The sequence below is a fragment of the Paraburkholderia sp. J8-2 genome (assembly GCF_905220195.1).
GTDB lineage: Bacteria > Pseudomonadota > Gammaproteobacteria > Burkholderiales > Burkholderiaceae > Paraburkholderia.
The window spans coordinates 454,821-467,320 of record NZ_CAJMZA010000002.1 but is presented as its reverse complement, the minus strand read 5'-3'; the positions used below and the strand labels follow the sequence as shown (position 1 = coordinate 467,320).

The 12,500-nt window shown below is 65.8% G+C and carries 10 protein-coding genes; 4 read left to right on the top strand and 6 right to left on the bottom strand.

What is annotated here, in order from left to right:
- Positions 1-46: 46 nt before the first annotated feature.
- From metH to U5A52_RS07355, 6 genes are all read right to left on the bottom strand, one after another.
- Complete coding sequence (gene metH / locus U5A52_RS07380; protein WP_321934517.1) at positions 47-2,815, bottom strand: methionine synthase; 2,769 nt, start codon at positions 2,813-2,815, stop codon at positions 47-49.
- 11 nt (positions 2,816-2,826) lie between these two features.
- Positions 2,827-3,897, bottom strand: a complete 1,071-nt coding sequence (locus U5A52_RS07375) for a homocysteine S-methyltransferase family protein (RefSeq protein WP_321907528.1) — start codon at positions 3,895-3,897, stop codon at positions 2,827-2,829.
- 214 nt (positions 3,898-4,111) lie between these two features.
- A complete protein-coding gene (locus tag U5A52_RS07370; RefSeq protein ID WP_158756783.1) occupies positions 4,112-4,369 on the bottom strand; it encodes a DUF3567 domain-containing protein in 258 nt (85 codons plus the stop codon).
- A gap of 189 nt (positions 4,370-4,558) precedes the next feature.
- Entirely contained in the window at positions 4,559-5,347 is a 789-nt protein-coding gene (gene pcaD, locus U5A52_RS07365) for a 3-oxoadipate enol-lactonase (protein ID WP_321907530.1), read from the bottom strand.
- Between the two features lie 417 nt (positions 5,348-5,764).
- Positions 5,765-7,165: a DUF3108 domain-containing protein gene (locus tag U5A52_RS07360; protein WP_321934378.1), complete on the bottom strand. Its 1,401-nt coding sequence runs from the start codon at positions 7,163-7,165 to the stop codon at positions 5,765-5,767.
- Between the two features lie 120 nt (positions 7,166-7,285).
- Entirely contained in the window at positions 7,286-8,200 is a 915-nt protein-coding gene (locus U5A52_RS07355) for an IclR family transcriptional regulator (RefSeq protein WP_321934377.1), read from the bottom strand.
- Positions 8,201-8,317: 117 nt separating this feature from the next.
- Between U5A52_RS07355 and U5A52_RS07350 the strand changes: the two genes are divergently transcribed.
- The 4 genes from U5A52_RS07350 (at position 8,318) to U5A52_RS07335 (ending at position 12,432) form a co-directional block, all read left to right on the top strand.
- Positions 8,318-9,310 carry a fumarylacetoacetate hydrolase family protein gene (locus U5A52_RS07350; protein WP_321934376.1) on the top strand — a complete coding sequence of 331 codons (993 nt, stop codon included), beginning with the start codon at positions 8,318-8,320 and terminating at the stop codon, positions 9,308-9,310.
- A gap of 226 nt (positions 9,311-9,536) precedes the next feature.
- The gene (locus U5A52_RS07345) at positions 9,537-10,667 is read left to right on the top strand and encodes an ABC transporter substrate-binding protein (protein ID WP_321934516.1); all 1,131 of its coding nucleotides are present in this window, start codon (positions 9,537-9,539) and stop codon (positions 10,665-10,667) included.
- Between the two features lie 59 nt (positions 10,668-10,726).
- Positions 10,727-11,551: an enoyl-CoA hydratase/isomerase family protein gene (locus tag U5A52_RS07340; protein ID WP_321907539.1), complete on the top strand. Its 825-nt coding sequence runs from the start codon at positions 10,727-10,729 to the stop codon at positions 11,549-11,551.
- Between the two features lie 131 nt (positions 11,552-11,682).
- The gene (locus U5A52_RS07335; RefSeq protein WP_321934375.1) at positions 11,683-12,432 is read left to right on the top strand and encodes a PhaM family polyhydroxyalkanoate granule multifunctional regulatory protein; all 750 of its coding nucleotides are present in this window, start codon (positions 11,683-11,685) and stop codon (positions 12,430-12,432) included.
- The last annotated feature ends 68 nt before the right edge of the window (positions 12,433-12,500 follow it).

The following is a 12,500-nucleotide window of genomic DNA, read 5'->3' as shown; positions in this document are numbered from 1 at the left end:
GCGCGCCGCACAAGGGCGGCGCGCAGTACCGTCTGTGAATTGAAGCTTAAAGCTGCGGCGCGAGCGCGCGGCGGGCGTCCTCGTCGGAGAGCGACATGCGGCGCGCGTAGTCGGCGAGCTGGTCCTGGCCGATCTTGCCCACCGAGAAGTACGTGCTGTCCGGGTGCGCGAGGTAGAAGCCCGAAACGCTCGCAGCCGGCAGCATGGCGAGCGATTCCGTCACGCTCATGCCGACTTCGCCCGCCTGCAGGAAGTCGAACATGTCGCGCTTCACGAGGTGGTCCGGGCAGGCCGGGTAGCCGGGAGCCGGGCGAATGCCCGCGTACTTCTCGGCGATCAGCGCGTCGTTGTCGAGCGTTTCGCTGGCCGCATAGCCCCACAGGTCGCGGCGCACGCGCGCGTGCATCGCTTCGGCGAACGCTTCCGCGAAGCGGTCGGCGAGCGCCTTGAGCATGATCGCGCTGTAGTCGTCGTGGTCCTTTTCGAACTGCGCTTCCTTCACGTCCACGCCAATGCCCGCCGTGACCGCGAACATGCCGATGTAGTCGGCCACGCCCGAGTCCTTCGGCGCGATGAAGTCGGCGAGCGACCGGTTCGGGCGCATCACGCCGTCCACCACGGGGCGCACCGACTGCTGGCGCAGATTGCGCCACGTGAGCGCGACCTCGCTGCGCGATTCGTCGGTATAGATTTCGATGTCGTCGTCGTTGACCGTGTTGGCGGGCAGCAGCGCGATCACGCCGTTGGCCTGCAGCCAGCGGCCCTGGATCAGGCGCGCAAGCATCGACTTCGCGTCGGAAAACACGCGGCGCGCCGACTCGCCCACGATCTCGTCGTTGAGGATCTGCGGATAGGGACCTGCGAGATCCCACGTCTGGAAGAACGGACCCCAGTCGATATAGTTCGCCAGTTCGTTCAGGTCGAAGTTCTTGAACACACGGCGGCCGATGAACTTCGGCTTCACAGGCTGGAAGTTCGCCCAGTCGATCTTCGTCTTGTTCGCGCGCGCCTCTTCGAGCGTCACGAGCGGCTGCGCCTTCTTGTTGGCGTGCTGCTCGCGAATGCGCTCGTAGTCGGTCTTCAGTTCGTCGATGTACTTCGTCGCGCCTTCGTCCGAAAGCAGGCTCGACGCCACGGAAACCGAGCGCGACGCGTCCGGCACGTACACGACCGGGCCTTCGTAGTGCGGCGCGATCTTCACCGCGGTATGCACGCGCGAGGTGGTCGCGCCGCCGATCAGCAGCGGAATCTTCTTCACGCGGAAATAGTCGTCGCGCTGCATTTCGCTCGCGACGTAGGCCATTTCCTCGAGCGAGGGGGTAATGAGCCCCGAGAGGCCGACGATATCCGCGCCTTCGACCTTCGCCTTCGCGAGAATCTCGTTGCACGGGACCATCACGCCCATGTTGACCACTTCGAAGTTATTGCACTGGAGCACCACCGACACGATGTTCTTGCCGATGTCGTGCACGTCGCCCTTCACGGTCGCGATGACGATCTTGCCCTTCGCCCGCACGTCGCCGCCCGCTTCGGCGAGCTTGCGCTTTTCTTCCTCGATGAACGGAATCAGGTGCGCCACGGCCTGCTTCATCACGCGCGCCGACTTCACCACCTGCGGCAGGAACATCTTGCCCTGACCGAACAGGTCGCCGACGACGTTCATGCCGTCCATCAGCGGGCCTTCGATCACATTGATCGGCCGGCCGCCGGCGCCCATGATCTTCTCGCGCGCTTCTTCGGTGTCCTCGACGATGAAGTTCGTGATGCCGTGCACGAGCGCGTGCGCGAGACGCTTCTCGACGGGCTGGTTGCGCCACTCGAGGTTCTCTTCCTTCTTCGCGGCGCCGGCCTTGAACTTGTCGGCGATTTCGAGCAGACGGTCGGTCGCGTCGTCGCGGCGGTTGAGCACCACGTCTTCCACGCGTTCGCGCAACTCGGCGTCGAGGTCGGCGTACACGCCGAGCTGGCCCGCGTTGACGATGCCCATGTCCATGCCCGCCTGGATGGCGTGATAGAGGAACACCGTGTGGATGGCCTCGCGCACCGGGTCGTTGCCGCGGAACGAGAACGACACGTTCGACACGCCGCCGCTCACCTTCGCGTAGGGCAGGTTCTGCTTGATCCAGCGCGTGGCTTCGATGAAGTCCACCGCGTAGTTGTTGTGCTCTTCGATGCCCGTTGCCACTGCGAAGATGTTCGGGTCGAAGATGATGTCCTCGGGTGCGAAGCCCGCTTCGTTCACGAGGATGTCGTAGGAGCGCTTGCAGATCTCGGTCTTGCGCGCGAACGTGTCGGCCTGGCCCTGCTCGTCGAACGCCATCACCACGCTCGCCGCGCCGTAGCGGCGAATCAGCTTCGCGTGATGCACGAACTGCTCCTTGCCTTCCTTGAGCGAGATCGAGTTGACGATGGCCTTGCCCTGCACGCACTGCAAGCCCGCCTCGATCACGTCCCACTTCGACGAGTCGATCATGATCGGCACGCGCGCGATATCGGGCTCGGAGGCGATGAGGTTCATGAAGCGCACCATCGCCGCCTTCGAGTCGAGCATGGCTTCGTCCATGTTGACGTCGATGACCTGCGCGCCGTTTTCGACCTGCTGGCGCGCAACCGCGAGCGCCTCGTCGAACTGGCCGTTGAGGATCATCCGCGCGAAGGCCTTCGAGCCGGTCACGTTGGTGCGCTCGCCCACGTTGATGAACAGCGTGCCTTCGGTCACGTTGAAGGGTTCGAGGCCGGAAAGGCGCAGGGTATGGTCAGTCATGGCGTGGGACCGGATCGTATGTTGTTTGGAGCGGGACTCGGAAGCAGCGATCGAACGTGTTCTCAGGCGGCGTCGCGGTACTGGCCGGGCCAGCGGCGCGGCTTGATTTCGGCCAGCGCCCGGGCGATGGCCGCGATGTGCTCGGGCGTCGTGCCGCAGCAGCCACCCGCCACGTTCACGAGACCGGCGCTTGCGAACTCCTTGAGCAGCGTCGAGGTGTCGGCGGGCGTTTCGTCGAAGCCGGTGTCGCTCATCGGGTTGGGCAGGCCTGCGTTCGGATAGCACGAGACGTAGGTGTCGCACAGCTTCGCCAGCTCGGCGATGTACGGGCGCATGAGCGCCGCGCCCAGCGCGCAGTTCAGGCCGAACGTGAGCGGCTTCGCGTGGCGCAGCGAATTCCAGAACGCCTCGACGGTCTGGCCCGAGAGAATGCGGCCCGAGGCGTCGGTAACGGTGCCCGAGATCATGATCGGCAGATTCTCGCCCGTGTCTTCGAAGAGCTGGTCGAGCGCGAAGAGCGCGGCCTTGGCGTTGAGCGTGTCGAAGATCGTCTCGACGAGAAAGAGGTCGCAGCCGCCATCCATGAGCGCCTTCGCCTGTTCGTAGTACGCGCGGCGAAGCTCTTCGAACGTGACGTTGCGCGCGCCCGGATCGTTCACGTCGGGCGAGATGCTCGCTGTTTTCGGCGTCGGCCCGATTGCGCCTGCGGCGAAGCGCGGCTTGTCCGGCGTCGAATACTTCTCGCATGCGGCGCGCGCGAGTTTCGCCGACTCGATGTTCATCTCGACGGCCAGCTCGCCCATGCCGTAGTCGTCCTGAGCCACCGTGGTCGCGCCGAACGTGTTGGTCTCGATGATGTCCGCGCCCGCCGCGAGATACTGCTCGTGAATCTCGCTGATGATCTGCGGTTGCGTAAGCGAGAGCAGCTCGTTGTTGCCCTTGATGTCGCGCGGGTAGTCCTTGAAGCGCTCGCCGCGGTATGCCGCTTCGTCGAGCTTGTAGCGCTGGATCATCGTGCCCATTGCGCCGTCGAGGATCACGATACGCGAGGCGAGCAGCGCGGGAAGCGCTGCGCCGCGCGTGTATTTGGCGTCCCCGGCGGGGCGCGAGGCAAGGGCTGCGGGCTGGTTCATGGATCGCGGGCGGGCGTGGTGCCGGTTGAACTGGGAAACCTCATATTGTAGCCGCTGCGGCAATGGGCCGCTGCCTGCGGCGTCGCGCGCGAGCAACCGTGGCGGCGTGCGCGCAAGGGCAAACGAAGCGGCCAAAAGAAAACCCCGCCAGGCAAGCCGGGCGGGGTTTCGTGTGAAGGACGCTGCGCGTTGAGTGCCGCGGGGTGCGCTAGCGTCAGTGAAGCACAACGGGTTGCTGCATGAGGCTGTCGAACTGTCCGAGGAATTCGTCGACTTCGTCGAGCGACTGGTCTGCGTCCATCAGTTTTTGCACGTCTTCGCGAAAACGTGCCGCCATCACGCCGTCGATGAAGATCTCGCGGCGTGCGTTTTTGTCGACGATCTCGTAGCCGCCTGCGCGCATGGCGCTGTGGCCGTCCTGCGGTGGGAACTCGACGACGCAATAGTTGGGACTGTTGTAGATCATTTGCATGGCGACACTCCTTTTTCCTGTGCTCCCTGACCTTCTCGGTCAATACTTGGAGCGTTCGTTCTGGAATTCAAGGGGTGGGTCCCGCATCACCTCTTATGTGGACTGCTCTCCCTTTTTATACTTCACTTCTCAACTGCGTCTGCTGCCACTGCCATGATGCATTTGCTTCGAACTATTACTTCGAACTGCTTAGACCAACTGCTTGAGAAACGTTTCGAGCAACGCGGTGAAACGGTGAGACTCCTCTACCGGGGCCAGATGCGCGGCATCGAGCACCACGAAATGCGACCCTTCTATCGCTCTTGCCAGCGCCTGCGTCATGGCCATCGGCGTGCCGCTGTCATGGCGGCCTGCCACGGCGAGCGTCGGCACGCGCAGTTGCGCGAGCCTCTTTTCCACGTCGAAATCGCGTAGCGCCTCGCAGGCCATCGCATAGCCTTCTGCAGGGGTCCGTAATAAAACGTCACAAATTCGCTCGACAGTCGGCGCATGCGTGTGCCGGAAGTCGGCGGTGAACCAGCGCGCCATCGTCGCGTCGACGAGCGCGCCAAGACCGTCGCTGCGCACGGTGGCGGCGCGCTCGTTCCACGTTTCGCGCGCTTGTGCCGGCGTATGGCTCGCCGTGTCGCAAAGCGTGAGCGTCGTTACGCGTTCGGGGTAATCGAGCGCGAACTGCTGCGCGATCATGCCGCCCATCGACATGCCAACGAGATGGGCATGCTCGACACCCGTTGCGTCGAAAAGCGCATCGAGGTCGGCGGCGAGATCCACGAAGCCGAAGGGCTCGCTTGCGACCGCACTTGCGCCATGCCCGCGCACGTCATAGCGCAGCACGCTGTGACGATGGCGGAAATGTCCGGCGAGCGTGTCCCACACGCCAAGGTCGCCGCCCAGTTGATGAATGAACGCCAGCGCGGGCCCACCGCTCCTGTCGTCGAAGACATAGTGCGTATCGATGCCGTTGACAGTCACTTGCATGGGTTCCTCCTTCGCCTTCCAGGCTGGGAGTCAAGCCGTTTGCGAGGTACTGCATGCACGCGATGCTGGTGGAGCAATCCGCGCGCCTGGGGCGCGCAGACGATGCGCGATGCGATGTTCGTTAGCTTGTGTGTCGCGTCCCTGTTTGCTGCGCCGTTTATTGTGTTGTGCCGATTTTGTCCGTCTTTTGCAGCGTTGTATCGGTTTGCTGGTGCTGGTCCGTTCGTTGATTCGCTAGTTGCGCGCGGTGTCGTGTTGCCGTGTTTCGTCTGCTTGTTTTTGGCCCTTCATGCTGCGCGCAACGCCTTGCGATCCTTGACGCATGGCTCGATTCCAGTATGCGCCATTTCACGCGTTTGTGTCGTGAAGCGGGCCGGCTGGATCGGGCGATGCGTGCGTTTGCGTGCGGTGGCGCGCTCAGGGATGCTCGGGCATTGCGCCCGGCGAGGCGGGGGACGGTTCGTCATCCGCGGACGGTTGCGACGGTGATTCTGTCTGCGCATTGGCGGGTGGCGCCGGTTGCTCTGGCGATTGCGGCTGCGGCGCAGAGTCTGGCGCAGTCTGCGGTGTTGCGGATTGTGGCGATGTTGTGTCGGGTGTGGCGTTGGGCGTCGCGGCGGTCGTGGGCGCGGCCGTCGAGGGCTCGGGCGTCGGCGCGTTCGCAGCGCTCGGCACCGTCAGCGCGCCACGCCACACCAGTTCGAACTGGTTGCCACTCGGCTCGGTCTGCACGAGGCGCACGGGCAGCCAGCCGAGCGCTGGCGCGAGCCACACGTCGATGCGCCGCTTGTCGCCCTCGCGGCGCGGCAGGCGCATGAAGTGGCGAGCCGTGACGTAGCCATGATCCGTGCTCACGGTTTCGTCGCCGATCGTGGTGATGGGCCAGGTCTCGCCGCTGTCGTTGTCCGCGACATAGAACTCGCGCGTGACGCCCGGTTTGTACGCGTCGGGGTCGCCGCGCACGAGGCTCGCGAGCTGCATCACCATGCTGAAGCGGTCCTGCGCGCCGTCGGTCAGCGCGAGCGAGTTGGGCGTGCGCGTGAACACGATCTGCTTGTCGGTGCGATTGAAAATCGTCACATCCGAAGGGCGATGGCCGCGCTTTTCGATGTACTGATCGGGCGCGAGGCCGAAGGCGTCCACGCGGCCCTTGCTCGTCCAGCTGAACTCGCCGACGAAGGGCAGGGGCACGCGCACGACCATCTCGTAGGCTTGCCCGTCGCTTGACCAGTGGATCGTGCCGGGCTGATTGCGCACGCCGTTATAGAACGTGTCGTACTGCAGTTCGCCCGATGGGGGCACCGAAAACTTCAGCCCATGCGAGGCCTGCGTGGCTTGCGCCGAAGGCTGCTTGCCGTTGCCGGGCGCGGTGCTTGCCGTGCCGTTTTTGTCACTCGAGCCGTCGGCGCTCGCGGCGGCTTCTGAAGCGGCTGCGGGCGTAGGCGCCGCTTGCGTATCCGGCGGCGAGGCAGGCGCTTTGGGGTGCGGTTTCGGCGGCGCGACAGCATGCAGCGTATGCGGCTCGGCAGGCTTTGGCGCGGGTTTGGGCGCGGCATGCGCGGGCGCCGCCGCCGGGCCCGCGGGCCGTGCCTCGCGCTCGATGCGCTCTGGCTTGAGAAGCGCCACCTGCACCGGCACACGCACGTGCGCGACCGGCGGCGGCGCGCCGTGATGCCGCTCGAACCATTCGGCCGCGAGCCAATGGAGCGCCGTGACCGCGACGAACACGCCGACCCAGCGCCACGCGCGCGAGCGCTGCGAGCTGCGTGAGTCGGTGTCGAGGCGGCGAGCCTCGCGCGGGGCGGCGGGGGTGGACATCGGCGGTTCGTCAGTCTGTATCTGTCGGACGTTACTGTGACACAACGTGCCGGGGACGCGCAGAAAGCCCGACGCCGCGCGAGGCGGGGTCACATGCAACCCGCCCGGGCTGTCCAGCGTTCAGCGCGGCGTCGGACTGTACCCCAATTCGTACGACAGTTTCTCGGCGCAACCGCGCAACGCGGTGTCCACGGCGCCGTTCCAGGCGATATCGAACGCGCCTTCGTGACCGAGCGCGATGAGCCCGAGCGCGAGTTCGCCGCTCGCGTCGAACACGGGTGTGCAGAACGCGTGGATGGTCGGCAGCAGCATGCCTTCCACGCGGGCGGCGCCATGCTCGCGCACTTGCGCGAGTGCGCGTTCGAGCGCTTCTGCCGTGCGCGGCGTGGAACCGTACGAGTAGTGCTGCGCGCCCGCGAGTTCGCGCTCGATCATCGGGGCGGTCTTGCTGCGCGGCAGGTAGGCGGCGAACAGCAGGCCCGTGGCGGAACTGAGCATCGGCATGACGTCGCCGAGCTTGAGCGACGCTTTCGCCGGGTGGCTCGACTCCAGCCAGTGCACGACGGTCGGCCCCTGGTTGCCCCACACGGCGATGCCCACGGTAATGTCGAGCGCGTCGCGCAATTCGGTGAGCGCGATGCGCGCGAGTTTGACGCCGTCCACGCGCGCCAGACGGGCAAGGCCGAGCTGCAAGGCGAAGCCGCCCAGTTCGTAGCGGCCCGAAAGCGGGTCCTGCGCAACGACGCCGAGGCGCATGAAGCTCACGAGATAGCGATGCGCCTTCGCCGGGCTCATGCCCGCACGCTGCGCGAGGTCGCGCAGCATCATCGCGCGCGGCTCGCTGGTAAGTACTTCGAGCAGGCGAAAACCCACTTCGATCGACTGGATGCCCGAGCGCAGCTTTTCTTCGCCGGCTTCGGGGCCTTCAGAGCCTTCCGGGGCTTCGGCGGTGTCGAGGGCGTCGGCGAGATCTTCGGTGTTCGTGGCGTCTGTGGCGCTCGCGCGTGGCGAGGCGGATCGGACGGTAGGCGGCATGGAGGCGTTGTGGTGTTCGATGTACGGCAACTGAGGGCGTGCGGCGCGCCCCGCTTGGGCCCCGCCGATTCACCATCGTAGAATACATTTCCCTTATCGTCACTCACGTCTGATTCCATGAAACTTGCCACGCTGAAGGACGGCACCCGCGACGGGCAACTGATCGTCGTTTCCCGCGACCTGCGCAGCGCCGCCATCGCCGACGCGATCGCGCCCACGCTGCAGCGCGTGCTCGACGACTGGCGCTTCTACGCGCCGCAGCTCGCCGAGCTGTATGACGCGTTGAACTACGGGCGCGCGCGCAACGCGTTCAGCTTCGACACGCGCGACTGCATGGCGCCGCTGCCGCGTGCGTACCAATGGGCGGATGGCTCGTCGTACGTGAATCACGTCGAACTCGTGCGCCGCGCGCGCGGTGCCGAAATGCCCGCCGAGTTCTGGACCGACCCGCTCATGTACCAGGGCGGCAGCGACGACTTCATCGGACCGTGCGACGACATCGTGTGCGCATCCGAGGCGTTCGGCATCGACTTCGAGGCCGAAGTCGCCGTCGTGACGGGCGACGTGCCGATGGGCGCGAGCCCCGACGAAGCGCTCAGGGCCGTGCGGCTCGTCACGCTCGTCAACGACGTCTCGCTGCGCAACCTCATTCCGGCGGAACTCGCGAAAGGCTTCGGCTTTTTCCAGAGCAAGCCGGCCAGCGCGTTCGCCCCGGTGATGGTTACGCCCGACGAACTCGGCGAACACTGGCGCGAAGGGCGCGTGCATTTGCCGCTCATCGTGCACTGGAACGGCAAGAAGGTCGGTCAGCCCGATGCGGGCACGGACATGGTGTTCCACTTCGGCCAGTTGATCGCTCACGCCGCGAAAACGCGCAATCTGCGCGCGGGCGCCATCGTGGGTTCGGGCACGGTCTCGAACAAGGACGCCAAGCGCGGCTACTGCTGCATCGCCGAGAAGCGTTGCCTCGAAATGATCGAAAGCGGCCAGGCGAGCACCGAATTCATGAAGTTCGGCGACAGCGTGAAGATCGAAATGCTCGACGAAGCGGGCAAGTCGATTTTCGGTGCGATCGATCAGGCGGTGGCGTCGCTCCACGGCGAGCAGTGACGCAGCAGTGACACGCAAGCGCTGAAGGGTTTCGCCGGATGCCGCGCGCCACGCGTGCGGCTACACTGGCGAACGCCCTTTTTTCTTCGAGAGAAGTCGGGGAGACCAGTCAAAGTACGAGCCGTAGAAGCACGCAGCATCCGCATGCAGAAAAAAACGCAAAACGAATGCATAACGACAAGGAGACATCGTGAACGCTTCTCGCCCCAGCCGTCTTGCTGCACGTATCGCCCTGCTGTTCGGTATCGGTGTGCCTACGCTTGCGCTCGCGCAGGTCAAGATCGGCCTCGTGCTGTCGCTCACGGGCCCGGCCGCCTCGCTCGGCATTCCCGCGCGCGACACCGCCACGATGTTCCCCACCGAGATCGCGGGCCAGAAAGTCCAGTACATCGTGCTCGACGACGCCTCCGACACGACCCAGGCCGTGCAGGACACGAAGAAGCTCATCGACGAACAGCATGTCGATGCGATCATCGGCTCGTCGATCACGCCGAATTCGCTCGCGATGCTCGACGTGATCGCGCAGGGAGAGACGCCCACCATATCGCTGGCTTCGTCGGCGAAGATCATCGAGCCCGTCGATGACAAGCGTCACTGGATGTTCAAGACGCCCCAAACCGACGCGATGATGGCCGGCGCGATCATGGAGCACGCCGCCGCGCACAACGTGAAGACGCTCGCCTATATCGGCCAGGCCGACGCGCTCGGCGAGACGTTCTATGCGGAGATCGCGAAGGCCGCGCAGCAGCGCAACATCAAGCTCGTCGCTAACGAGCGCTTCAATCGCACCGACCCGAGCGTGACGGGGCAGGTGCTCAAGATCGTCGCGGCCCACCCCGACGCCGTCGTGGTGGGCGCCGCCGGCACGCCTGCCGCGCTGCCGCCGAAGGCGCTCAAGGAGCGTGGCTACAAGGGCGTCATCTATCACAACCACGGCGTGGGCAATCGCGACTTCCTGCGCGTGTGCGGCGCCGACTGCAACGGCACGTTCCTGCCCGCGAGCCAGGTGCTCGTGGCCGCGCAGCTGCCCGAAGATGCGCCTGGCCGTCGCCTCGCGCTCGACTATATTTCGCGCTACGAAGCACGCAACGGCGCGGGCACGGTGTCGGCGTTCGGTGCATACACGTGGGACGCGGGCCTCCTGCTGCAGAACGCAATACCCGTTGCGCTCAAGGCGGCGGCGCCCGGCACGCCCGCGTTTCGCCACGCGCTGCGCGACGCGCTCGAAGCGACGCACGATCTGCACGACACCAATGGCGTCGTCAACATGAGCGCCACCGATCACCTCGGCCTCGATGCGCGAGCGCGCGTGATGGTCGAGATCCGCGATGGCAAGTGGGTGTATCAGCCGCATTGATGAGCCGCACGGTCATCGCATTCATGTAATCAGCAATCCGAAGCAAAGGAGGTCCGCCGATGAACGATCCTTTTTACGCCCACTATCATGCGCTGCGCGTGCGGCGGCATGAACACGGCATCGTCGAGATCGTGATGAGCGGCGAGGGCGCGAACAAGAGCGGCCTCGCGACCGCCGACGCGAATATGCACCGCGAACTCGCCGAAATCTGGCGCGACGTGGACCGCGATCCCGACGCGCGCGTCGCCGTGATTCGCGGCGAGGGCAAGGGCTTTTCGGCGGGCGGCGACCTGCAGCTCGTCGAAGACATGGCCACGCATTTCGACGTGCGCGCGCGCGTGTGGCGCGAGGCGCGCGACCTCGTCTACAACGTGATCAACTGCGGCAAGCCGATCGTCTCGGCCATGCACGGCCCGGCAGTGGGCGCGGGGCTCGTCGCGGGGCTGCTGGCCGACATTTCCATTGCGACGAAAACGGCGCGCATCATCGACGGCCATACGCGCCTCGGCGTCGCGGCGGGCGATCATGCCGCGATCGTGTGGCCGTTGCTGTGCGGCATGGCGAAGGCGAAGTACTACCTGCTGCTGTGCGAGCCGGTGAGCGGCGAGGAAGCGGAGCGCATCGGCCTCGTCTCGCTGGCCGTGGACGAGAACGACTTGCTGCCGAAGGCGTTCGAAGTGGCGAAACGTCTTGCGGGTGGTTCGCAAACCGCGGTGCGCTGGACCAAGTACGCGCTCAACAACTGGCTGCGCATGGCGGGGCCGACCTTCGACACGTCGCTCGCGCTCGAATTCATGGGTTTCGCGGGACCGGACGTGCGCGAGGGCGTGCAGTCGCTGCGCGAGCGCCGCGCGCCCGATTTTCCGGGCGGCGATCCGTTCTGACGCGCGTTGGTTCGAGCGTTGGTTGGCGCTTTATGCCGATTTCTACTTTTGCGCGCGCTATTATCGAAGAGATCGTTTTGCGCCGCCGCCGCGTGCGCATTTGACCACCTATCTATGCGAGGGAGATCCGCATGACCGACCCAGCAGGCACCTTGCCGCCGTTCCCGGGCTTTCCCGGCTTTCCGCCGGCCGAAATGCTCGACCGCATGTGGGGGATGATGCGCCTCACGCCGTTCGGCGGCGCATTTCCGGGTACTGAACCGGGCGTGGCGCAAGCCTTCGGCCCGTCGCTTTCGATGATGTCCGACATGATGACGCCGCTCACCAACATCGAGGAACTCGACAAGCGCATCACCGATCTGCGCGCCGTTGAGCAGTGGCTCAAGCTCAATCTCGGCATGCTGCAGTCCGCCATCCAGGCGCTCGAAGTGCAACGCGCGACGCTTTCCACGCTGCGCGCGTTCGGCGCATTCGCGCAGGCGCAGATGACGCCAACGCACGCCGAGTCCGAAGCGCCGAGAGCGGGCGCCTCGCGCGAGCGAGCCGCCGAGCCGGAAGGCGCGAGCGCCGGCGATGCGGCCGAGGGCACCGCATCCGCGCCGCCGGGCTTCGACGCGGGTTCGTGGTGGAATCTCGTGCAGGCGCAGTTCAACCAGCTCGCGCAGTTCGCGATGGCGCAGCCGGCCGCCGCCGCGGAGGCGGCGCAAGCCGCAGCCGAAGCGGTGAGCGAGGCGCAAGCGAAGACCGCGGCCGCGGCGGCCAAGCGGAGCAGCGGCAGCGCCAAACGCGCCGGCAGCGCCAGCGGCGGCAACGGCAACAGCAGCGGGGCGGCCCGCAGCGCGCCGCGCGGCGCGAAGAAGGCACCGGCGCAGCCGGAATAAGGCGCGCGGCGTCACGTTACGAAGAACGGTCCCGGGGGACGCAGCAGAAAGGCAACGCCGGGACAAAA